The sequence below is a fragment of the Acinetobacter sp. YH12112 genome, from assembly GCF_013418945.1.
Taxonomy (GTDB): domain Bacteria; phylum Pseudomonadota; class Gammaproteobacteria; order Pseudomonadales; family Moraxellaceae; genus Acinetobacter; species Acinetobacter indicus.
In genome coordinates this window covers 1-22,231 of record NZ_VPBA01000003.1, presented here as the reverse complement: position 1 = coordinate 22,231, position 22,231 = coordinate 1, and the positions used below count along the sequence as shown (strand labels likewise).

The 22,231-nt window shown below is 45.3% G+C and carries 19 protein-coding genes and 3 pseudogenes; 12 read left to right on the top strand and 10 right to left on the bottom strand.

Annotation, left to right across the window (positions count from 1 at the left end; genetic code table 11):
* Positions 1-337: 337 nt before the first annotated feature.
* The gene (gene icd, locus FTU50_RS01505) at positions 338-1,594 is read left to right on the top strand and encodes an NADP-dependent isocitrate dehydrogenase (protein ID WP_016659160.1); all 1,257 of its coding nucleotides are present in this window, start codon (positions 338-340) and stop codon (positions 1,592-1,594) included.
* 288 nt (positions 1,595-1,882) lie between these two features.
* Here the strand turns inward: icd and FTU50_RS01500 are convergent, their stop codons facing one another.
* Positions 1,883-2,053 (bottom strand): hypothetical protein, encoded by a 171-nt coding sequence (locus tag FTU50_RS01500; protein ID WP_168384624.1) that lies wholly within the window; start codon positions 2,051-2,053, stop codon positions 1,883-1,885.
* Between the two features lie 217 nt (positions 2,054-2,270).
* Between FTU50_RS01500 and FTU50_RS01495 the strand changes: the two genes are divergently transcribed.
* Positions 2,271-2,840: a M23 family metallopeptidase gene (locus FTU50_RS01495; RefSeq protein WP_005178963.1), complete on the top strand. Its 570-nt coding sequence runs from the start codon at positions 2,271-2,273 to the stop codon at positions 2,838-2,840.
* Positions 2,841-2,846: 6 nt separating this feature from the next.
* Here the strand turns inward: FTU50_RS01495 and FTU50_RS01490 are convergent, their stop codons facing one another.
* Entirely contained in the window at positions 2,847-4,025 is a 1,179-nt protein-coding gene (locus FTU50_RS01490) for a YbfB/YjiJ family MFS transporter (protein ID WP_180054617.1), read from the bottom strand.
* Positions 4,026-4,132: 107 nt separating this feature from the next.
* The gene (locus FTU50_RS01485; protein WP_180054615.1) at positions 4,133-4,711 is read right to left on the bottom strand and encodes a flavin reductase family protein; all 579 of its coding nucleotides are present in this window, start codon (positions 4,709-4,711) and stop codon (positions 4,133-4,135) included.
* Positions 4,712-4,847: 136 nt separating this feature from the next.
* Between FTU50_RS01485 and FTU50_RS01480 the strand changes: the two genes are divergently transcribed.
* Together FTU50_RS01480 and FTU50_RS01475 are read left to right on the top strand one after the other, a co-directional pair.
* Positions 4,848-5,675 (top strand): PhzF family phenazine biosynthesis protein, encoded by an 828-nt coding sequence (locus FTU50_RS01480; protein ID WP_180054613.1) that lies wholly within the window; start codon positions 4,848-4,850, stop codon positions 5,673-5,675.
* Between the two features lie 121 nt (positions 5,676-5,796).
* Positions 5,797-8,559: a pitrilysin family protein gene (locus FTU50_RS01475; RefSeq protein ID WP_035363281.1), complete on the top strand. Its 2,763-nt coding sequence runs from the start codon at positions 5,797-5,799 to the stop codon at positions 8,557-8,559.
* A 142-nt stretch (positions 8,560-8,701) separates the two neighbouring features.
* Here FTU50_RS01475 and FTU50_RS01470 read toward each other — a convergent pair whose 3' ends face one another.
* Positions 8,702-9,769: an amidohydrolase gene (locus FTU50_RS01470; protein WP_160241186.1), complete on the bottom strand. Its 1,068-nt coding sequence runs from the start codon at positions 9,767-9,769 to the stop codon at positions 8,702-8,704.
* A 124-nt stretch (positions 9,770-9,893) separates the two neighbouring features.
* A complete protein-coding gene (locus tag FTU50_RS01465) occupies positions 9,894-10,289 on the bottom strand; it encodes a DUF3144 domain-containing protein (protein ID WP_005178954.1) in 396 nt (131 codons plus the stop codon).
* Between the two features lie 108 nt (positions 10,290-10,397).
* Here FTU50_RS01465 and FTU50_RS01460 point away from each other — a divergent pair, with 108 nt between their 5' ends.
* On the top strand, positions 10,398-11,030 hold the full coding sequence (locus FTU50_RS01460; RefSeq protein ID WP_127800039.1) for a hypothetical protein: 633 nt from the start codon (positions 10,398-10,400) through the stop codon (positions 11,028-11,030).
* Positions 11,031-11,052: 22 nt separating this feature from the next.
* Here the strand turns inward: FTU50_RS01460 and FTU50_RS01455 are convergent, their stop codons facing one another.
* The gene (locus tag FTU50_RS01455; protein WP_180054611.1) at positions 11,053-12,528 is read right to left on the bottom strand and encodes a CYTH and CHAD domain-containing protein; all 1,476 of its coding nucleotides are present in this window, start codon (positions 12,526-12,528) and stop codon (positions 11,053-11,055) included.
* A 113-nt stretch (positions 12,529-12,641) separates the two neighbouring features.
* Positions 12,642-14,099 carry an inorganic triphosphatase gene (locus tag FTU50_RS01450; RefSeq protein WP_168406487.1) on the bottom strand — a complete coding sequence of 486 codons (1,458 nt, stop codon included), beginning with the start codon at positions 14,097-14,099 and terminating at the stop codon, positions 12,642-12,644.
* Between the two features lie 236 nt (positions 14,100-14,335).
* On the opposite strand from FTU50_RS01450, the gene FTU50_RS01445 reads away from it, so the two are divergent.
* The 6 genes and pseudogenes from FTU50_RS01445 to FTU50_RS01420 all read left to right on the top strand — a co-directional run bounded on the left by FTU50_RS01445 (position 14,336) and on the right by FTU50_RS01420 (position 19,844).
* On the top strand, positions 14,336-14,719 hold the full coding sequence (locus FTU50_RS01445; protein WP_180054609.1) for a DUF962 domain-containing protein: 384 nt from the start codon (positions 14,336-14,338) through the stop codon (positions 14,717-14,719).
* A 536-nt stretch (positions 14,720-15,255) separates the two neighbouring features.
* Positions 15,256-15,876 (top strand): thiamine phosphate synthase, encoded by a 621-nt coding sequence (gene thiE, locus FTU50_RS01440; RefSeq protein WP_016659151.1) that lies wholly within the window; start codon positions 15,256-15,258, stop codon positions 15,874-15,876.
* Positions 15,877-15,918: 42 nt separating this feature from the next.
* A complete protein-coding gene (gene hemL / locus FTU50_RS01435; RefSeq protein WP_180054607.1) occupies positions 15,919-17,220 on the top strand; it encodes a glutamate-1-semialdehyde 2,1-aminomutase in 1,302 nt (433 codons plus the stop codon).
* Positions 17,221-17,283: 63 nt separating this feature from the next.
* Positions 17,284-17,700, top strand: a complete 417-nt coding sequence (locus FTU50_RS01430) for a heme-binding protein (protein WP_104495106.1) — start codon at positions 17,284-17,286, stop codon at positions 17,698-17,700.
* 170 nt (positions 17,701-17,870) lie between these two features.
* Positions 17,871-18,622, top strand: a pseudogene (locus FTU50_RS01425) (IS5 family transposase).
* 133 nt (positions 18,623-18,755) lie between these two features.
* Positions 18,756-19,844, top strand: a pseudogene (locus FTU50_RS01420) (IS3 family transposase).
* Positions 19,845-20,024: 180 nt separating this feature from the next.
* On the opposite strand, the gene FTU50_RS01415 reads toward FTU50_RS01420, so the two are convergent.
* The 3 genes from FTU50_RS01415 to FTU50_RS01405 are packed head-to-tail and all read right to left on the bottom strand — an operon-like array spanning position 20,025 to position 21,543.
* Positions 20,025-20,399 carry a hypothetical protein gene (locus tag FTU50_RS01415; RefSeq protein ID WP_180046824.1) on the bottom strand — a complete coding sequence of 125 codons (375 nt, stop codon included), beginning with the start codon at positions 20,397-20,399 and terminating at the stop codon, positions 20,025-20,027.
* On the bottom strand, positions 20,399-20,941 hold the full coding sequence (locus FTU50_RS01410; protein ID WP_180046822.1) for a type VI secretion system amidase effector protein Tae4: 543 nt from the start codon (positions 20,939-20,941) through the stop codon (positions 20,399-20,401). The genes FTU50_RS01415 and FTU50_RS01410 overlap by 1 nt, the downstream gene beginning before the upstream one ends.
* 2 nt (positions 20,942-20,943) lie before the next feature.
* Positions 20,944-21,543 (bottom strand): PAAR domain-containing protein, encoded by a 600-nt coding sequence (locus FTU50_RS01405; RefSeq protein WP_180054605.1) that lies wholly within the window; start codon positions 21,541-21,543, stop codon positions 20,944-20,946.
* A gap of 164 nt (positions 21,544-21,707) precedes the next feature.
* Between FTU50_RS01405 and FTU50_RS01400 the strand changes: the two are divergent.
* Positions 21,708-22,231, top strand: a pseudogene (locus FTU50_RS01400) (transposase); the annotation flags it as partial.

The following is a 22,231-nucleotide window of genomic DNA, read 5'->3' as shown; positions in this document are numbered from 1 at the left end:
GGGAGAGAAAGGGTGACAATGAGCAAAAAGAAGGTCCACAATATCGGGCTACTATAGCAGATTCTGTCTGATCTGCCTGAACTTTATGGCAAAGCTGAGCAGATGATTTTGATTGGAAATGTAAAACTTGCTGAGAGATGCCACAGGATATATGCCGATTTATTAAGCACAGAAATAAGGCCATTTCCCTTATAAATCCCGGGCTGGTTAAATTTTGATTAAACTGAAAAGATCATCGAGTTAAAAATACAATTAAGCAGACAGCCAAAAAAGACCGGTGCCGGGCAAGAATAGTATGGATTTGCCCGCCCACCAATCACAGGGAGTAGCAAGGATTATGGGTTATCAGAAAATCGTCGTGCCTGCAGATGGCAGCAAAATTACGGTAAATGCAGATTTATCCCTGAATGTGCCGAACAATCCGATTATCCCTTTTATTGAAGGTGACGGGATTGGGGTGGATATTACCCCGACTATGAAAGCCGTGGTGGATGCGGCAGTACAAAAAGCCTATGGTGGCAAACGTGCGATTGAATGGATGGAAGTGTATTGCGGCGAAAAGGCCAACAAGATTTATGGCACCTATATGCCGGAAGAAACCTTTGAGGTCTTGCGTGAATTTGTGGTGTCGATTAAAGGGCCGCTAACCACACCAGTTGGTGGTGGGATCCGCTCATTGAATGTGGCCTTGCGTCAGGAACTGGACCTGTATGTCTGTGTGCGTCCGGTACGCTGGTTTGAAGGCGTGCCTTCACCGGTGCAACATCCGGAACTGACCGATATGGTGATTTTCCGGGAAAACTCGGAAGATATTTATGCCGGGATTGAATGGAAAGCCGATTCACCGGAAGCGAAAAAAGTTATTAAATTCCTGAAAGAGGAAATGGGTGTCACCAAAATCCGCTTTGAAGAAAACTGTGGTATTGGGATTAAACCGGTCTCCAAAGAAGGCACTCAGCGTCTGGTACGTAAAGCCATCCAGTTCGCGATTGATAATGACAAGCCGAGTGTGACCTTGGTACATAAAGGCAACATCATGAAATATACCGAAGGCGCCTTTAAGGAATGGGGGTATGAAGTGGCGCTGGAGCGTTTTGGCGGCGAATTGCTCGATGGCGGGCCGTGGGTGAAGCTGAAAAATCCGAAAACCGGCAAAGAGATTATGATTAAAGATGTAATTGCCGATGCCTTTTTACAGCAGATTTTAATGCGCCCGGCAGATTATTCGGTCATTGCCACCTTAAACCTGAACGGGGATTATATTTCCGATGCACTGGCGGCAGAAGTCGGCGGGATTGGCATTGCACCGGGAGCCAATATTGGCGGGGCAATTCATATGTATGAAGCCACCCATGGCACTGCGCCAAAGTATGCTGGGCAGGACAAGGTCAATCCGGGGTCGATTATTCTGTCTGCGGAAATGATGCTGCGCGATATGGGCTGGACTGAAGCGGCCGATCTGATTATTCGGGGTGTATCCGGTGCGATTGCAGCCAAAACGGTGACATATGATTTTGAACGCCTGATGCCAGATGCCACCTTGCTGCGCTGCTCTGAGTTTGGTCAGGCGATTATTGACAAGATGGACCAATAAAACGCTATCTATTTGATGCAACCGCCCGCGTTTAACGCGGGTTTTTTATGCCTTATCTTCTCATCCATTTGTGTCAATGTAATGACAAGTAACCACAGTGATGCTTTGGGTGACTAAGGTAAAATAGTAAAACTATTTTCACTTAATTTGTAATGGATAATCCTGTGCCCAATTACATTGAGGCAATTTGATACAGCTTATGACTTGGGCAAAAAACAAAACCCGGTAGAGTAATACCTGTACATATTGTGCGACATATCGAACTGATACAGGAGTGATATGAAATGGCTAATCAACAAAACCAGCAGAATCAACAGAATCAGCAAAACCAACGTCAACAAAATCAGCAGCAGAATGACAATCAACGTCAACAGCAGCAACAGCCTCAGCAACAAAATCAAAAACAGAAAAACCAACGTCAGCAATGATGTCGCCCCCCCAATTTAAAAACTTTTTCATCGCCTAAAGGCGCATATAGGTTTTTAAATTGATTTACTGACAAAGGCTCTCATGATGAGAGCCTTTGTCATATCTATATAGCCCATGACGATCTAGATCGGAAAGCAGCAGAGGAATCATCTCCAAACCCAGATCAGCAAAACCTGTACAAAAACCGTGTTTTATCTACCCCTGAGCAGACCTTAAGATCAAGTCATCCCTTGATGATGCAGGTGCCATGAATATCTTGATTTCTAAACGGCTCGCCGGTCTGGCGCTTGGCTTAAGTTTGAGTGTGCTGCTGGTCGGCTGTCAGCCACCGCCTTCGGGTGATGCCGCCGGTATGCGCTATCCGATGCTGTATCTGAAATTGCAACAGCAGGAATTCATGGCGCCTTTACCGGTCCCGGTAGAAGGTGTGCAGGCCAGGCAGATCAGTGATACCTGGGGTGCGGCGCGCAGTGAAGGGCGTCGGCATGAAGGCACTGATATTTTTGCCAAACGCGGCACGCCGGTACGCTCAACCACGGCTGGAATTGTATCGCGGGTGGGCACCAACAACCTTGGGGGTAAAGTGGTCTGGGTGATTGGTCCGGGCTTAAGCCATCATTATTATGCACATTTAGAGGATTATGCAGCGGAGATTCAGGAAGGCGACTGGATTGAAGCCGGTGAAATCATTGGTTATGTCGGTAATAGCGGCAATGCTCAAAATACACCGCCACATTTGCATTATGGGATTTATCTCAGTGGTCAAGGCGCCGTGAATCCTTATCCCTATTTGGTACAAGAGCTGACCGATGAATAAGCTAAATCAGTTTACCTCGGCTGTGGAAACCGGTGTTTTGGTGGCCGGCAGGCTGCAAATAAAATATAGATTTCCCAGTGCCAGAACCGCACCGGCCAGTAAAAACTGCTGCGGATAAGACCAGTCAGCAACCTGCAGACCGCTAAAGCTTAAGCCTCCAATTAACTGCACGCTGGCAAAGCATAAAGTGGCCATGCCCCATAATTTTTTATAGGCTAGGCCATAGAGCTGGAGCAGGGTATAAGAGGTCAGAAACACCACCGCCGGATTCAGCAGGCCGGTAAAAAACGAGGACAGAAAGGTCATCACTGACCAAGGGGCGATTGCCGCTAAAATGGCCGCCACATACAGGCAATACAGGATTTTCAGGGCTTTGAAATTGCCGAGCTGTTTTGCCAGAAAATAGGCACAGGCCGCTCCGCAGGCACTGCCCAGGCCATATAAAATCCAGTGGCTATTGATCCAGAACAGGCTGAGTTGTTGCACCTGACTTAAATAGTCAATCCAGAAGAGTGAGTGTGGTACATAGGAAAACGCGCTACAGCTATACACCAAGAGCAGGCTGGCAAAGACCTTTTTATTGATGGGCACAGCAGCAGCGCTTTGAGGCTGGCTTTGGATGTTAACCGGTAGGGCTTTGGGTTTGAGCAGGATTAAACCCAGACTGCACAGCACGGCAAAGGCACATAAAATCAGCCAGGCGCTTGAGGTGGAGATATGATCTAAATAGGGCAAAAATAATGTGGCGAGCAGCACACCAAGTCCGATGCCACTAAAACCAATCACATTAATTTTAAACCGATGCTGCAATTCACAGTGCTGCGCAACCACGCTCGGCGCCAGAATCATCAGCCAGCCACCGCAGATGCCGGACAATATTCGCCAGAACAGATACCAGCTGCCCTCAAAACCGGCGAACGCACAGCAGAATAAACTTAAACTGCCGAGAAAGGCCGCGGCCTGAATCCAGCTTAATAGCTGCCGGTTTAAGCGCATGGCCCAGACCGCACCAATTAAATAACCGAGTAAATTGGCGCTGCCTAACAGGCTGGCAAACTCGCTACTCCATTCAAAAGCCAGACGGGTACTGGGTAATAAGGCGGTATAAGAAAAACGAAAAATACCGATACCTAAACAGGTGGCCAGCAGTAAAAACAGGCTGAGGCGGCGTTGCTGTGCATCCATGCAGATTCCTTGCGCTTTTTATTATGCGTAAAATATTGTTGTATGGCGCGCGGGCTATTACAGTTGCGCGCTGATCTGGCCAATTTGTTTGCTAATCTAACAACTGTTTATTCCACTGAAACCGGCTGACCAATGCTATAAAAATGCCCGCCGGCAATATGGTGGATACTTTTCCATTCATCGGCCACTTCATGATAATACCAGTGCCCGTCACGAAATACCCGCTGATCGGCATAGGCTGTAATGACTTTGCCTATAAACAGGTCATGGGTTTGCTGGTTGTGCGGCTCCGGAATAAGTTCACAGATCAGCCAGGCGGCGCATCCGGCCACTGTCGGCACATGAGAATGCTCAAACTGGAACAGCTCGACCCCACAGCGGTCCAGCTTGTTCGGCTCCTGAAACAGGCTGATGCTTCCCAGTTGATGCACCATCCTGAGCTGTTTTAAGGTCGGCACCTGCAAGGCAAAATAACCTGACTGTTCAATGATGGCACGGGTTTTGGTGCTTTTATCCAGCACCACTGTAACTTTGGCGGGATTAAACTCAAGCGCACAGGCCCAGGCTGCAGCCATGACATCGGTTTCTTGCTGATCTTGTGCAGACACCAGCACGGTCGGACCATGATTGATCAAACGATAGGCCTTTTCCAAAGGTACAGTTTGCAGATCAGCAGGGAGCGTCATATTTTTTTATTCCTCAATCAGAGATCATTCCAGAGATATGCAGGAAAACAACAATTCTGCATTGTGCCGGGTGTTAAAACTTATATCATTGATGCATGCTTGGGAAAAAGCACAAAATACAGCGGGAGACAGATTCATGAAAATGTATCAGGTTGATGCATTCACAACAGCATTATTTAAGGGAAATCCGGCCGCAGTAATAGTGGTCGAAGACTGGCTTGATGACGCTTTAATGCAGAATATTGCACAGGAAAATAACCTTTCCGAAACTGCCTTTGTCAAGCCGATGAATGCTGAAAATTTCGAGATTCGCTGGTTTAGCCCCACAGTTGAAGTCGATTTTTGCGGCCATGCCACTTTGGCCAGCAGCTTTGTACTGTTTAAGGATTATACCCGCGCCAAAACCATTCATTTTCATGTCAAAAATTTAGGTCTTTTTATTGTCACGCAAGATGATGATGGCAAAATCCGCATGAATTTTCCAACCCGTGTGCCGGTACTGCAAGATGAATTTCCGGCGCAATTGCTGGATGTGATTGATCAGCCGGTCAAGGAAGTCTATTTAAATGCACAGGCCTATATTCTGGTACTGGAATCTGAGCAGGCAGTGTTAGCCGCCCAGCCCGATCTGGCCAAAATCCGGCAGATTGCAGAGCTGCATCAGGTCAGCACCGCAATTACCGCGACAGACCTAGATGTGGCCTTGACCGCGCCCTCTCAGGACTATGACTATATTGCTCGCTACTTTGCCCCGCATAAAGGGATTGATGAAGATCCGGTGACTGGTTCCATGCATACCGGTCTGGCGCCGTTATGGGCAGAAAAAACCGGCAAAACTGAACTGGTGGCTTATCAGGCTTCGGCGCGAGGTGGAATGCTGTACTGTGCCTTACAAGCAGAGCAGCGTATTGAAATTTCCGGTTATGCCAAATTATATCTGGTGGCCGAGTTATTTTTAGATTAAAACAGAACAGGGAAATCACGCTGGGTATGCCGGTGATTTTCAAACATAAGTCACAACAACAAACAATTTAATGCTGCAGTCATGCAAGCGGCTGCAGCAGGTAAAAGGTATTGAAAAAATTATGTTAATGCGGTTTAAACAGCTCAGCCTGTCTTTGCTGATCATGGGTGTGGGGGCTACGACATTTGCCCAGCCGGTGTTGGTAAAATCTGAACAGCAGATTGAAGAATACCGGCTGGATAATGGTTTTCGGGTGATTCTGGCGCCGAATGCCAAAGAAAATAAAGTGGTGATGAGTACCATCTACTTTACCGGTTCCCTGAATGATCCCCAAGGCAAAGGCGGTATGGCGCATTTACTGGAACATCTGGCGTTTAAAGGCACCCAGAATGTCCCGGGAGATGAATTCCAGCGCCGTTTAAACCAGTACACCTTAAGCAATAATGCCAGCACCGATTACTACTCGACCAAATATCTGAACACCATCCGCCCAGATCAGACAGCCATTAATGAGATGATTTATCTTGAAGCCGAGCGTATGGACAAGCTGGTGCTGCAAGAAAAATTTGTGCCGGCAGAAATTGCGATTGTGAAGCGTGAACGCGAAGTGCGTATGGATCAGCCCTATGCGGTGTTAATGGATCAGGTCTGGAAAGCGGCCTATGGCAACCAGTATCTGGGCCGTTTACCGATTGGTGATCTGAATGAGTTGCAGTCGATTCAGATGCCGGAATTGCAGCGTTTTTATCGCAACTGGTATGCACCGAATAATGCCGTGATGGTGCTGACCGGCAAGTTTGATAAAGCGCAGGTACTGAAGCAGATTGATCAGCACTTTAGTCCGCTGGCCAAACGCCAGATTCCGGCACAGGTCAAGGTGCCAGTGCTGGATGCCCGTACCATCAAAAACCGGGATTTTTTAGTGCAAAAAGGCAGCCAGCTGGCCAAGTTCAATATCTATTTAAATGGTCAGAACGGCCAGCATAAAACCGCTCTGGCGTTGGCGCCGTATTTATACACCATGCAGCCGAGCGGGCATTTGTATCAGGGCATGGTTGAAACCGGTATCAGCACCATGGTGCAATCGACCACCTGGCTGGATCAGGATTTTAATCTGGTCTTTATGGGTGCCTTGTATGCACCGACTCATAATGCCAAGCAGGTTGAAACTGCCTTGCAGCAGGGTGTCGAGCAGGGCAAAAATTTTAATCAGACCGAGCTGAACCGGGTCAAAACCCTGATTCGTAATAGCCAGGACAGTCTGTTTAGCAATGCCAGTGCTCTTGCCGGTATGCTAAGTGATTATGTGGTATCGGAGCAGGGCAACTGGGCACAGTATTTTGTCCATCAACAGGAATTACAGGCCTTAACGGTGGATCAGGTCAATACACGTTTACAGCAATTCCTGATTCCTGAACATCGTATGCGCGGGCATATTCAGCCGACACCAGAAGAGCAGAAAAAGGCCCAGCAACAGCAGGCTGCTGAACCGCTGAAAACCCTCGATCAAATGGATGTACAGGCCGAGCCACTCAAAGACATCAGCAGCTATGAGCAGGAAATTCAGCAGTATCTGCACACATCCAAACAGGCCTTAAGCCAGACTGAAGCCAAAATCCAGCGTGGCACACTGGCCAATGGCATGAAATATGCACTGTTTCCCACCTCGACCCGGGACGATAAAACCTACGCCACCATTATAGTCGATTTTGGCAATGAAAAATCGCTGTTTAATCAGGGCGAGATTATTGACCTGATGGCCTATTTAATGCTGCGTGCCTCAGATCAGTACAGCCTGCAGGATATTGCCGACAAATCCATTGACGCCGGTGGTTCAGCTTCGGCACAGGCCAATAGCAATGGCGTGGCCATTTCGATTGTGGCCAAAAAAGATAAATTTGATGAGTTTTTCAGATTTGTCTTGGAAATCATGAAAAAGCCGCTGTTTGAACAGGCCCAGTTTGATCTGATCAAGGCACAAAGTCTGGCCAGTCTGGACCGGCCGTATACCGAGCCGGAAACCGTGGCTGCCTTAAATATGGCACGTTTGATCGAGCGTTATCAGCCGGGAGATTTGCGTTATCACTTCGAGCCGGAATTTGCCAAGCAGCAGTTGACCCAGGCCAGCAATGAGAAAGTCAAACAGCTGTATCGGCAGTTTTTTGCCATGGATCATGCCCGGATTGCCATTACCGGCGATTATGAGGCCAAGCCGGTTCTCAAGCTGTTGCAACAGCAGTTTGCCACTTGGAACGGAGCACAGCCGTATCAGCGTTTAAGCGTGCCGTATAACAGCTATGCGGCGCAAAAACAGCATGTACTGTCCGAACAGCGTGAGTTTGGCAGTTATCAGGGCGTGATGACCCTGCCCGTGGGAAATGATCATCCCGATGCAGCCGCATTAATGGTCATGAGTCATATTTTAGGGGACTCGCAACTGACCTCACGTCTGGCGCAAGAGCTGCGTGAAAAAAATGCGCTGGTCTACAGTTTTGGCAGTTCGCTCAGTTTAAGCAGCTTTGAAAATTCCGGTGCCCTCAGTGTGAGTGCCAACTATACTGCCGGTAAAGCGGCGCAGTTGTCGCAGGCGGTACATAAAGTCTTTCAGGAGTTGCGCAAGAATGGCGTGACTGCACAGGAAGTAGCGGCGGCCAAGGCTGACATTCTGAAACAGCGTGTCACAGCGCTGGAAGATGAGCGCCGTATTCACCGGATGCTGGTGGCACAGCTGGAACTTGACCGTGATTTACCGTATCGGGAAAAACGTGATCAGGCCATTGCCCGACTCAGCAAAGCCGATATTGATGCGGTGATCCAGAAATATCTGCTGCCGCAACATTGGGTCGAAGTCATGGCTGATCAATATGGTCAGCCGGTAAAATAAGTGCTGATTACAGATCATTCATATAAAAAAATCTCCCTAAACGGGAGATTTTTATGAAGCCGGTTATGTTGGCACTGATCCCATCTGCCAGCAATCCTTATAGGTGCTATGAGTAAGTATGAGGTGAATTTATCATAGAGAATTAGAGCCGATAGAATTGTTTGGCATTATCATGGAACACCTGCGCTAATGCCTGCGGATGATACGTCGCCACCACATCGCTAAAGGCATCAATAATCGTGACTAAGTCGCTACTGACCCGATCCATCGGGAAATTGGAACCAAACATCACCCGATACATACCAAAACTTTTTAGCGCATGCTGAATCAGCGGGGCAGTTAAATCAATGATTTCCTGTTTTGAGGCCAGCCGTTGCTGCTGATGAAACTGATGACCCAGTACCGGCATGAACAGCCCGGACAATTTGGTATAGACATTCGGGCAGCGCGCCAGTTCTGCCAGGTCTTCCTGCCAGCGAAACAGGATATTGTCGCGCGCAGTTTGGGTAATACCGGTATGCGAGCCGACCGGACCAAACAGACCGGCCGGTGTACCGAGGTGATCCAGCACAATTGAGGTTTCCGGAAACTGTTTTGCCAGGGCAATCACATCTTCCAGCTGGCTGGAATAGACCCAGGCATCAAAACTTAAATTATGCTGTGCCAGTAGTTCAAAGCCTTTCAGAAATTTTTTGTCACGGTATAAATGCGGATCATCGGCCCAGGCATAAATGTCTTTATCTTCATGAACCGCAGCCATTTTACGAATCCCGCGAAAATGTTGCGGCGCCGCTTTCTGATGCATTTTCAGAATCTGCTTGAACTGGCTGTCACGCGGGTCGGCCGTGGCCACCACTGCACCCAGCTGGATACCATTTTTGGTAAAATCCAGCGACTCAATAAAACGGGTTTCTCCAACCACACCTTTGCCTTTGTGGTCATGCCAGCTGGCCTCCACATGCACCACTTTTTCAACCGGATAAAAGCCGACATCGCGGCAATAATGCTCGGGCAAATAGGGGGCAGTGACATGCTGGGTATGTCCCAGGGTGTCAATCAGCGCTTTGGATTTTAGCGTACGGATGGTTTTATCCAGTAAGCGTGGATATTTCCCCAGCAGCTTGACCGCCAAGCGTGCGCTGTGTGGTGTGTTATACGGGTCCCATTGATGAATATGCGCATCAATCAGTGCAAATCCAAGATTTTGCATAGCAGGTTGGTTTGATCCTTGAAGATGTCTATTTTATTCAAAGCCAAGTCTGCAAAAAAGAAAAGGGTATTTATCGAAAAGATGACATTAAAAAAGCCCAACAGGGTGGACTTTTTTTAGCAATTTAATGATCGTGATCATGTTTGTGTTTATTGCTGTGAAATTCTTCATTACGACGGAAACGTAAATAGTTCTCGAACTGTTCACAGTATTCATCATAATTGTCTTCCAGCATCATCTGGAACTGCTGCAAAATGTAGGACATGACCTGATCTTTGGCAGCACGCATTTCCTCACCATCTTTGAAGTTATTGGCTGCGACCCAGGTATTAAAACGCGCCGTGCCGAACAACATGGCAGCACTGACCTGACCGCGTTTTTCCGCCGGTTGTTCCTGTGAGCCTTTTTCGACGCGACAAAATTCGTTGGCCTGTTTGATAAATTCATCAGCACGTTCAAAGAAAGCAGCATTTAACGCTTCTTCTTCGGTAACATCGGTTGCTTCAATCTTTTGAACCATGAATTTTTCCTAAGCTAAAATCATAAACAATAATTATAGGCAAAGCCTTGCAGAAACTAAACCTTTGTCTTACTCTAAAAATAGCCTAAGCAAGAAAAAGGAATCACGATGCAAGATGCAATTGCGGTTCAAAGTCTAAAAAGTGATATTGCGCTGCTGCGACAAAACATCTGGCCGCCGGCACATCTGGCCAATGTAGAAGGGCTGCCAATTTATTATGGCAATCCGGCTGAAGTTGAAGCCTATTTTCAGCAATGGTCCGGATTGATTGAGCGGGCACAAGAGCTGTTTCAGCCCTTTATGGAAGATGAAGTGCTGGATGCCATTCATCTGCCAAGTCACTTAAACCTGCCTTTATTTTTCTTTCATGTTGACCGAATCCGGATTAATAAAACCCGGGCCAAAGAATCAAAAACTTTTCGCGGTCTGGCCAGCCTAATGGAAAAGTGTGGCCAGTTTGATGCCGCGCAGATGCTGGCGATGAAACAGTGGCTGGAGAGTGACGACAGCGCAGCGCTGGTGGCGCACCGTGAGTTTATTGATTTGCGTACCTATGTGTTTCAGCATGGGCAAAGTGAATATACTCGCACCCGTTTTTATGTCAACGGTATTGTGCTGAGTGTCGAACCGCATTTTCAGCTGGTGGATGCCCGGGAAAAACCGCGCAAGCAGCGGAGCGATAGTTATCATGATCCGCTGGCCGATAACGGTACCTGGAAGGTATTTGGCAAGTACCGCTAAATGATTATCTCCGTGCTGGGCTTTAGTCCAACCAGAAGGTTTTGCTGCGGGTAAATTCCAGCAAATGCTGCTGGGCTTCGGCCAGAACATGCTTTTGCTCGGCAGCAATCCAGCCCAGAACAAACCAGGCCTGCGGGTTTTGCTGAACCTCGTGTTGAAACAGGGCTTCGGCCACCACCAGATCATTAAACTGCCCCAAAGATTCCTGTGCCGGTTTCAATGCTTTCAGATACTGTTTGACGGCATCGGCTTCAAATAAAGAGGCAATAAACTCGACCGAATAACGCAGGCGTTTGACCCGTTTACGGGTGCGATGCTTCTGTTCGCTGTCCAGATGTTCAAACTGCACGGCATCCTGACAAATTTGCCGGTGCATTTTTGTAAGCTGTTTCCGTACCTGTTTTTTCAGCGATTGATCATTTTCATGTGCTGTGCACTGGCTAAACTGTAGCAGCTCCAGCAAGAGGCGCACTGTTTCTGGCGCGCGAAACAGCGCATCAATTTCATCGCTGCTTTCGCTACTTGCTGGCAGTTCCGCGAGAGGAGAGCCGGCCTTGGCCAGACGTGGCATCAGGCTTTCACTCAGCGCATCGCGGTCGCGGGTGGAACCAAGTTGCCGGAACAGTTCTGCCAATTGCGCTTGCCATTCGGGTTGTACCTGTTCGGACCAGTGACCAAAGATTTTCAGCGCGCTGCGTAAACGGCGAATGGCCACACGAGCCTGATGCACATGACCACTCTGATAATGATTGTCGGCAATCGCGGTGGCATTCGGCAATAAATGAGTCAGACAGTTGCTGACAATTTTGGCCAGCGCGCGGCTACTCGAATCATGTTTATCGAGGCTAAAAGGTGTTTGATGTTGAACGGGCAAGATGTCCTGCTGATTCTTGAGCATCTGACCGCGCTGTGATTTGCTGCGAACATCAAGCCAGAGCTGATAGCGTTTTACCCATGGCTGCACAAAATCAATCAGGTCGCTAACATCGCCATGTTTCAGTTCAAACTCGACTTCGTAAATATCGCTTTGTGCTGTTGGTGTGCGGACTTCGCCCTGATCAAAGGCCAGTTCAATTGCACTGTCTTTGACTTGTTCAAGCACAATCAGGCGTTGCACATCGGTTTCAAATTGCAGCTCCAGACCGGTATTTTTTAAATCGGCCTTTTTCAGCTCCAGCGCCTGTTTTAGCAAGGTTTGCGCCTGTTTATGTTCCTGATACAGGCTTAAATCCAGCTGCCCCGGTTCATCCGGGCCGAGGGCAAGTTCCAGCTCAAAACGTTCAAAATGATGCTGCCCTGGTGCTTTTAAGGTCTGACACCAGCGTTGACCTTCCAGACGCTGACGTAGAGCGATGGCATGCTGGGCTAACTGCTGCTCAGGACTGTCATAATATTTGGCCCACAGCTGCATTGGCACGGCTTTTTTCTTGGCAATGGCTTTTTCAAAGGCGCGGCGCTGATGCACCGGCACCTGAAATTTCAGTTCGATTTCCGCCATAACCAACTCCTGCAATTTTTATTCTTGATTGACCTTACTATAGGCCAAGCCATGCATAAAAAGTAGCCATAAAGCGTATTCTTTTGTCTGGCCGGAGCGGGGAGTGGCTGAACTTACTTAATAAACTTGCGACTCACCAGGAATTGTTCGGTGGCATCCAGCAAGGCTTGCGCATGGACTTCCTGTTTTGCGGTCAGCCAGCCGAGTACAAACCAGTCGCTGGCTTCCAGCTCGGTTTGCTGGATATACAGCGCAGCGGAGGAAAGAACCTGATATTCCTGCGCGGCCAGCTGGGCATCGTTCAGGGCTTTGCTGTACTTTTGCAGGTTTTTAACATCATAGATCGTGGTGAGTACCGGGAAAATAAATTTCAGGGCATTAATTTTCTGCGCCAGCTGATCCAGACTGTCAAAATCGGTCTGACTGGTCTGGTTTAGCTGTTCTTGCAGTAATTTATATTGATGCTGCAAAGTCTGCTGAGCGGCCTGTTTTAAATCCTGCGCAGGGTGGGAGGCATCTTCATCCAGGCTAAACATCAACAGTTCCAGATAATGATGTACATTCTGGGTCGATTTCACCAGATTGGCCAGTTTCTCTTTAGCATATAAAATATCTTTGGCCAGATTCGAGGCGGTATTCGGATTCTGCAAAAAGGTGCCGAGGGTATTTTGCATGTGCTCTAAATGTTGCAGCTGGTCAAACTGCTGTCTAAACGCCAGTAACTGATTGGCCCATTTTTCTGAAATAGACGCACTCCAGTCTTTGAGCAAATGCACGGTTAAATACAGCTGATTCAGTGCATTTTGCGCCTGTACAATATGCTCGGCTTCATTAACACCCGCTGAAATAGCCGCAATGTTCGGTAGTAAATGCTGCAATTGCTGGGCAATTAACAATCTTAAATTCTGATCGGCCGAGGCTTTTTTATTTAAACGGAATTCTTCAGCCAGACGCGGCGGGCTGACTTGTAAGTCTAAAGCCAGCAAATTGCCCATTTCGGCCTTGCTGCGTACATCTAACCAGAGCTGGTATTTCTTGACCCATTCAAAACAGAAGGCCAGCAGTGCCTGCACCGAACCAGATTTTAATTCAAACTCAACCTCATGGACGGGATATTCACGCTCGCCGCTGCGAATACAGCCTACATCTAAACTGGCTTCAATCTCGACTTCATCTAGCTGGATAACACGCAAAGTACGCGTAATATCGGTTTCAAATTGCAGTTGCAGCGGGCTTTCAGTCTGACTGAGAACTGCATCTAATAGCTGTCTGGCTTCGGGAGCGGCATCGTAAATGCTTAAATCAAGCGCAGGTAGCTGGTGCAGTTCGCCCAGGTCATGATTATGTTCAAAACGTTCAATATGGGTTTTGCCGGCTTTCAGTGTTTGCACCCAGCGCGTGCCTTCCAAGCGTTGTCTCAGCGCAATACCATGCTGTGCCAGTAGGCGGTCGGCAGTGTCATAATATCGGGCTTGCAGCGAAATGGTTTCAGATTTCTTAGGATCCAGCGCTTTAAGTAAGGCATTACGGCGCGCATCAGGAATTTGAAATTTTAATTCAATCTCGGTCATTCAATTGGTCCTAAAAAATTGAGCAATACAGCAAAAAAGTAGCTTTCTGGCAGATGACGCCGCTATACCAAATTATTATCAAGCGTCCAGAAAAGGCGTTCATTGTTTAAGGCTTCTGATTGTAACCAAAATCTGTCCTGAAAAAAGTAGCCAGAAAAATAGCGCGAACAAAGTGGCTTTTATTTGTACAGAAAATGCGGTAATTTGAGCAAGAACAGAGCATCAGGATGATGAATATGAACGCACCCCTCAACACCGAATGGGCGAAAAAACCGGATGACACGCCTCAAGGTCCAATTCAAAATTATCACGAGTTTTATCGTTTTTATTTAACCGAACACCGCAATATCATGAGCCGGCGTCTGCATATGCTGGGCAGTGGTATCGGCCTGATTTGCCTGACGAAAATGGTCAGGCAGCGTAAGCCACGCTACTTTGTCTATGGACTGGTGGCCGGTTATGCCTGCGCCTGGGTCGGTCATTTTTTCTTTGAAAAAAACAAGCCGGCCAGCTTTAAACAGCCGCTGTATAGCTTTATTTCTGACTGGCGAATGTTTGCCGACATTCTGCGCGGCAACCTGAGTCTTAAAGACCGCGCGCTGGATAAAATTGACAGCTAATCTTCATTTTTCGAGCAAAACTAAAACTTTCGGTCAAAAATAAGATGAATGGTCAAAAAATTCATTGAAATTGTAGAGTGAATGTTCTATTAATTGAAGCAATGCAGAGTGTATGACACTTTGATGACATCAGTTTTTAACTTTCCAAGCCTGGAGTGACCTTTCTCCGGGCTTTTTTTATAGCTGGAATCATTGAAATAAAAAGAATGAAGAGAGTCAAAAGAGTGTGGACGTACTAGCGTTTGATCACATTTCCCCAAATGCGTCCTGGCATCAAATTCTAGTACGTCCATGAGACCATGAATGCACGTTGGTTGTTATTGATATAAAAAATAAAAAACAACAACTTATATCGTTATTATTGTGAGTCTTAGTAAATGCCGAAACCGGCGCTGACTCTATCCCCAATACTAGGGATTTTGCATAAAAATATGAACTGAAACAAAGCATCAGCGAAAATACAGGCAAGGCCTGCTCTTGAGCTGTAACTATGTAATAATGAGAGCCAATTTTTTGAGGTGTTTCAGGCAGGCAAAATGCGTGGCTTATATTTAATTACCAATGATGATCCGATTGAACTGCTTTTAGCCAAACTTGAAGGTGCAATGGCGACCTATGAAGTTGCAGTCTTGCAATATCGCCGTAAAAAGGTGGCAAAAGAAGATCAGGCCTATGAAATTGAATATATGAAGTCATTGTGTGCACAGTACAAAGTGCCATTTGTGATTAATGATGATTTGGAAGCTGCGGTAAAATATGGTGTCGGCGTGCATTTGGGTCAGGATGATGGCTCAATTGTCGAAGCCGCAGCACGTTTACCGAAGAATGTCCTGATTGGCCGCAGCTGTAACAATTCACTTGAACTGGCAGAGCAGGCCATTGCCGATGGCGCTAACTATGTGGCATTTGGGGCAATTTTCGCCACCGATACCAAGCCGGAAGCCGGCAATATTGGTCTGGAAACCTTAAAGCAGGCCAAAGCAAAACTGAATGTACCGATCTGCGCGATTGGGGGGTTAACCGTTGAAAATGGTCAGCAGGTGATTGATGCCGGTGCCGACCTTTGTGCGGTGATTAGTGATATATTAGGTCGTCCGATGCATACCGTTGCTCAACGCGTATATGACTGGTCTGAACTATTTAAAAAGGCGGTTTAAGCCGAAATTTTTGTCTGATTTTATTTTGAGTTGAGTCGATTCATGAGCCTATCTCCAAAGCAAGAACAATTATTTAAACAAGCCAGCAAACATATTCCAGGTGGCGTGAACTCACCGGTACGTGCGTTCAATGGTGTAGGCGGCACGCCGGTCTTTATTGAAAAAGCCCAAGGCGCATATTTATATGATGTAGATGGCAAACGCTATGTCGATTATGTCGGTTCATGGGGGCCAATGATTTTGGGTCATGCCCATCCAGCGATTATTAAAGCGGTGCAGGATGCTGCAGTAGACGGTTTAAGTTTTGGTGCGCCAACTGTTCATGAAACGACGCTGGCCGATATTATCTGCGAAATCATGCCATCAATTGAACTGGTGCGTATGACCAACTCCGGTACAGAAGCCACCATGACCGCGATTCGTCTGGCACGTGGTTATACCGGCCGTGACAAGATCGTGAAATTTGAGGGCTGTTACCACGGTCACTCAGATTCATTACTGGTGAAAGCCGGTTCTGGCCTGTTAACCAAAGGTGAGGGTGAAGCGACCTCTGCCGGTGTTCCTGCGGATTTTGCCAAACACACCTTAACCCTGCCATATAACGATATTGCCACCTTAAAAGAATGCTTTGCCAAGTTTGGTTCAGAAATTGCCGGGGTGATTGTGGAACCGGTTGCCGGTAACATGAACCTGGTTGCGCCAGTTGATGGTTTCTTGCAAGCCATTCGTGATGTCTGTGATGAATATGGCTCGGTGTTTATTATTGATGAAGTGATGACCGGCTTCCGTGTTGGCTTAGGCGGTGCGCAAGCACATTATGGCGTTACCCCAGATTTAACTACCTTGGGTAAAATCATTGGTGCCGGCTTACCCGTCGGTGCCTTTGGTGGTAAACGCGAAGTGATGGAATGTATTGCGCCACTGGGTAAGGTGTATCAGGCCGGAACATTGTCGGGGAACCCGCTGGCGATGCGTGCCGGTATCGAGATGTTTAAACATCTGCGTGAGCCAGGCTTCTATGAAAAATTAAGAGCACAACTGGAAAAACTACTGGCCGGTTTACAGGCAGCGGCAGATGAAGCCGGTATCGCGTTTAAGACCCAGCAAGTGGGCGCGATGTTTGGTCTGTACTTTACCGATCAGGAAGATATCACCAGCTTTGATTCGATGCTGAAATGCGATGTCGACGCTTTCCGTAAATTCTTCCACGGCATGTTAGAGCGTGGGGTGAACCTGGCGCCATCTGCATTTGAAGCTGGCTTTATTTCAAGCGCGCACAGCGATGAAGATATCGAGTTTACCATTCAGGCGGCAAAAGCCACTTTTGCTGAGATGAAAGCGTAAATTTGACCTCTCCCTAACCCTCTCCTAAAAGGAGAGGGAAGCTTCAGTTAATTCGAGATCAAAATGAAAACCAAACATTATTTGACTTTAAGTGATGCTGAATTTCTATTAAATGAAGCGCATCAATATGCGATACAGCATAACTTTAATGTCAGTATTGCCGTGGTGGATGAAACGGGCAGTTTACTGGCCATGAAACGTATGGATGGGGCAGCGCCTATGACTGCGAATCTGGCGGTTGAAAAAGCACAATGTTCTGCCATCAGTCGCCGTCCGTCTAAACTGTTTGAAGATATTATTAAAGGCGGCCAGATGGGCTTTTTAACCATGCAGAGTTTTTCAGGCATGTTAGAAGGTGGTGAGCCACTGATGTATGAAGGGCAGCTGGTCGGTGCGATGGGTGTGTCTGGCGTGAAGTCTTTTGAAGATGCAGAAATTGCACAGGTGGCGATTGGGAAGTTTTTGGCGCACGTCAAATAAGGTGTGATTTTTTGCTCTCAGTAAAAATAGTTTTGTTTAAAAAATACTGATGATATATCAATCAAAATTTAAAAGCCTAGAACGATTAATCTAGGGCGTGTCCTCATTTGAAGAATTGGTTTTAAATACTTAAAATCCTCCTTTGAGTTATTTTTATTTCTATATTTTCAATGGCACGTACTCTTCTTAGCGATGATATCTGGCAGCAAATTCAAGATACTATGCGATTACATGGTTGCTACCGTTCAAAGAATAGTAGAAATATCATGGAAGCGATCTTATGGAAACTGCGTACAGGCGCCACATGGCGTGATATTCCTCAAGAATTTTGTCCTTGGCAAACTGCTTAAAATCGTTTTAATCGTTGGGCAAGCAAGGGATTGTGGAATAAATTTTTTTTAGATTACGAGGCTTCTTGGATCAAGAATGGGTATTCATTGACGGAAGCTACATACGCGTGCATCAACATGCAAGTGGAGCTCGGAATGGTTTCGAAAGAGCAATTGGACAATCACGTGGTGGACGAACAACAAAAATACATCTTGCAACCGACGCGAATGGATTACCGATTGATTTTAAAATCACTGGGGGTGGCGTCCACGACAGTCAAGTTGCAAAACAACTGAATGATACTGTAGGCGAGGCAACTTATCTCATTGCTGATAAGGGGTATGATGCTGAGCACATTAGAATATATGCCCAGAACAAGGATATGATTCCCATCATTCCAATGAGATCAAATAGTAAAAGATCGAATAAGGAGTTTGATAAATATCTATATAAATTAAGACATTTAGTTGAAAATGTGTTTGCGAGATTGAAGCATTTCCGAGCGATTGCAACCCGATTTGATAAGCTTGCACGAAATTACCAGTCTATGATTTACATTGCTTGCATGTTTATTTGGTGTAAAGCCAAATGAGGACACGCCCTAGGCTTTTTTTCTATTTGATAAGTTAATGATTCAGAAATAATAAGTTAAATGGTAATCCCCCCTAAAAATAATAGGGTCTAAAAGTAGAGTTTTCTCTTAAGATACGAGCAGGAGATTCTGCATGAAAACATCTAAATTTACTGATAGCCAGATCATGTCCATTTTGAAGCAGGCTGAATCTGGGACACCCGTAGCTGCCCTTTGTCGTGAACACGGTATGAGTAATGCTACTTTCTATAAATGGCGTGCCAAATATGGTGGTATGGATACATCATTAATAGCTCGACTCAGAGAGTTGGAAGCAGAAAATACCAGACTTAAAAAGATGTATGCTGAGGAACGATTAAAGGCAGAGATCATCCAGGAAGCGATGTCAAAAAAGTGGTGAAGCCATCTCACCGGCGTCAGATGGCACAACAGGCAGCACTGCATGCTATTAGCATTCGCTTAGCTTGCCGTGCATTTAGTATCAGTGAAACCTGCTACCGTTATCAGTCTAAACATAGTGATGATAATGCACTCATTGCGCAACAGCTCATTGAGCTGACTGAGGAAAACACCGATTGGGGTTTTGGTCTGTGTTTCTCTTATTTACGCCATGTTGAAAATTACGCTTGGAATGAGGAGCATTGCTCCGCAAGGCGTGTTTACCGTATTTACTGTGAATTGGCTTAAACCAAGAAGAAGGTTGAAAAGGCATGCACCTGAACCACTGGAAGAGCCAATCCGTGCAAATCAGGTTTGGTCATTAGATTTCATGCACGATCAGCTTGCTGATGGTCGTAAGTTCCGATTATTGAATGTGATTGATGATTACCGTCGTGAAGGTTTAGCGATTGAGGTAGGGTTCTCATTGCCAGCAATGCGAGTGATTCGAACACTCAATCAGTTACTGGAATATCGGGAAAAGCCTTTAGTGATCCGATGCGACAATGGACCAGAGTTTATCAGTCATGAATTTGTACGTTGGGCAACCGAACAAGGTATTCGTATTGAATATATTCAACCAGGCAAACCACAACAGAATGCATATGTTGAACGTTATAATCGAACCATACGTTATAGTTGGCTGAGCAAACATTTATTTGATACTTTAGATGAAGTACAAGATTATGCAACAAATTCTTGCGTAGCAGTGCTATTCAGGCATTACAATTATGAAAGACCACATCAAGCCAACAAAGGAAAGCCACCTCTCATGGCTGCTTAACCTCCACTTTTAACTTCGGTTATTTATGGGAGGATTACCACAGGCTTCTGAAAAATGGACGATGCCAGTGACAAACTGGGGGCAAACCATCACACAGTTATCGATTTACTTTGAAGGTAGGCTCGATGATATAATCAAACTCTAACCAATTCGGCTGACACAGAATTTTGAACGCTCTCTTTACTTGATCCAGTAATCATTTTGCTCTGTTATGAGCTTATTATATTCGGGAGAGTTATACATGCTAAGGCAATTCATCAATATTGTCGAACTACCTGTACTTTTATATACATGATTATTTTTACTCGTATATTTATCTATAAATATTTTTATATTTTTATAGGCTGGTTCTTCGTAAGCCCCCTCTTGAAAGTAGCCTCCCATTGCTAAAGAAGCCTCAGAAAGTAATAGTTTATCTTTAGTTTTTGTTAAGCAATAACTGAAGCCAAAATTTTTAATATTAATCTCCTCTTTTTCTAATACACTTATTTCTAAGTTTCTTGAATAACAAGAGGATGTAATAAAACAAATACCTAATATTAAAAGAAATTTCATTATCTTAAATTCCAAAAAAGTATATCTGTAGTTCTGACATTTGGGGTGCTATGTATAAAGTAACAGCTATCTCCACAATCACTTCCATTCCATAATGTAACGTGTCCTGATGCATCTCCCCAACCTGACACCTTAAAAATAATAATTCCTGTTTTTCCTCTTAATTGAGAGGATACATCTTCATTGTTTTTTGGCTTAAATGCTATATCTGCTTTACCTAAGTTTTGCTCTACAAAAGTAATCATTTCACGAACCCTCAATAGATAGGGTTTATTATCACTTCCTTTAACTTTATAACCTCTAGTAGATTGTTTAATAGGCATTCCACCATAATTTAAAGATCTACTTAATCTTAGAGCACAGGCATTTGCATATCCTGTAGGGTTCTCTGTATATAAGGCTAATGCTTGACCGCCAACTAAAGCATAAACGTCACCTGCGGCCATTTTAACAGGATAATGTGACCATAAATTTGAAAACGGGGGTCTTTTTGCTTGTATTGTTGATGATTGTCCACCAGCTGTTGCTGTTATAACTGCCATGATTAATATTCCGTATCAATAATTATAGTTTTTCCTTGAAAGACATTTTTAAATAAACCTTTACCTTCATTATTGATAGTAATAGAAACAGTAAACTTTTCAAATGTATCAAAATTGCTAGAGTCTGGGTTTATCTCTACATCAATATTTTCACCCTCTTCGTAACCTATAGCTTCTATATGTACGTTTAAATCATCAAAAAATCTTGATTTTTCTTCTAAAGGGGTAAAGGTTTTCCCATAGCTCCAATATATTTTATTAATTATTTTATCTTTATCTTTATCAATTAAATCATTTACTAATAATTCTGAAGTTTTTGATTTGGCAATGCCAACTCCCTTAGTCATCACAGCTAGATCAGAATTTTTTAAGTATTTTGAGCCACAACTTGAAGTATCATTCACAGCAACAATACTTTTGCCACCAACAGTCATAAAACCTTGGTTTGAAGCAATGGCTCGCGATTGAACTTTACATTTAGGACAATAATGTGTCATCCCATCTAAATGAACAGCTCTCCCTTCGACTAAAAAAGAAGCATCACCTAGAACAATGATTCCACCATGATCTGTTTTACAACCAACAGTAATTAATGCTTTCATTTATGGTTTATTTTTTTATAAATAATACTGTTATTAAAACATAAGAATTAAATAACTCAAAATATGAGGAATAAATCATAAACATGAGCTTTGATCCTAGCCAAAATAATGGACAGCACGTCCCTCTAAAGATAACGTAACTTTAATCTTTGGAGATTCAAGAAATGGCTAAACGTTTTAGTCCTGAATTTAAACAGCAAGCGATTGATTATGCACTTTCAAACTCCCACGAACCTATAGCTGCAATCGCCCAGAAATTAGGTGTGGGTTATTCAACTTTAGACAAATGGATTCGTGAAGCCAATCCAGTGGGTTCAAGCAAACGTCAACTTTCACCAGAACAACAGCGGATCTTAGAATTAGAGAAAGAAGTCAAACAGCTCAGGGAAGCCAATGACATCTTAAAAAAAGCGCATGTGTACTTTCTGACAGATCATGCCAAGAAAAGTACACGGTAATTCAAGATCTGGATGTGAATGAAGTCAATGTATCTTCTGCCTGTAAATGCCTGGGTGTCAGCACTTCAGGCTATTATGCCTGGCGAAAACGCCAGGCCAATCCAGCGCAGAAATATAATGATTTAAAAGCCGTATATTGGCAGCATCATGCACGATTGGGTGCACCTTCATTGGTACATGACATGCATGATTTAGGTTACAGCATGAGCGAACGAACCGTTGGAAGAATG

Coding starts and splice junctions, on each gene's coding strand:
- hemL (WP_180054607.1), top strand. CDS start 15,919: ATGAGCCTATCTCCAAAGCAAGAACAATTATTTAAACAAGCCAGCAAA.
- FTU50_RS01475 (WP_035363281.1), top strand. CDS start 5,797: ATGTTAATGCGGTTTAAACAGCTCAGCCTGTCTTTGCTGATCATGGGT.
- FTU50_RS01485 (WP_180054615.1), bottom strand. CDS start 4,711: ATGACGCTCCCTGCTGATCTGCAAACTGTACCTTTGGAAAAGGCCTAT.
- FTU50_RS01445 (WP_180054609.1), top strand. CDS start 14,336: ATGAACGCACCCCTCAACACCGAATGGGCGAAAAAACCGGATGACACG.
- FTU50_RS01500 (WP_168384624.1), bottom strand. CDS start 2,053: ATGAAAAAGTTTTTAAATTGGGGGGGCGACATCATTGCTGACGTTGGT.
- FTU50_RS01495 (WP_005178963.1), top strand. CDS start 2,271: ATGAATATCTTGATTTCTAAACGGCTCGCCGGTCTGGCGCTTGGCTTA.
- FTU50_RS01490 (WP_180054617.1), bottom strand. CDS start 4,025: ATGGATGCACAGCAACGCCGCCTCAGCCTGTTTTTACTGCTGGCCACC.
- FTU50_RS01470 (WP_160241186.1), bottom strand. CDS start 9,769: ATGCAAAATCTTGGATTTGCACTGATTGATGCGCATATTCATCAATGG.
- FTU50_RS01460 (WP_127800039.1), top strand. CDS start 10,398: ATGCAAGATGCAATTGCGGTTCAAAGTCTAAAAAGTGATATTGCGCTG.
- FTU50_RS01430 (WP_104495106.1), top strand. CDS start 17,284: ATGAAAACCAAACATTATTTGACTTTAAGTGATGCTGAATTTCTATTA.
- thiE (WP_016659151.1), top strand. CDS start 15,256: ATGCGTGGCTTATATTTAATTACCAATGATGATCCGATTGAACTGCTT.
- FTU50_RS01405 (WP_180054605.1), bottom strand. CDS start 21,543: ATGAAAGCATTAATTACTGTTGGTTGTAAAACAGATCATGGTGGAATC.
- FTU50_RS01455 (WP_180054611.1), bottom strand. CDS start 12,528: ATGGCGGAAATCGAACTGAAATTTCAGGTGCCGGTGCATCAGCGCCGC.
- icd (WP_016659160.1), top strand. CDS start 338: ATGGGTTATCAGAAAATCGTCGTGCCTGCAGATGGCAGCAAAATTACG.
- FTU50_RS01450 (WP_168406487.1), bottom strand. CDS start 14,099: ATGACCGAGATTGAATTAAAATTTCAAATTCCTGATGCGCGCCGTAAT.
- FTU50_RS01480 (WP_180054613.1), top strand. CDS start 4,848: ATGAAAATGTATCAGGTTGATGCATTCACAACAGCATTATTTAAGGGA.
- FTU50_RS01410 (WP_180046822.1), bottom strand. CDS start 20,941: ATGGCAGTTATAACAGCAACAGCTGGTGGACAATCATCAACAATACAA.
- FTU50_RS01415 (WP_180046824.1), bottom strand. CDS start 20,399: ATGAAATTTCTTTTAATATTAGGTATTTGTTTTATTACATCCTCTTGT.
- FTU50_RS01465 (WP_005178954.1), bottom strand. CDS start 10,289: ATGGTTCAAAAGATTGAAGCAACCGATGTTACCGAAGAAGAAGCGTTA.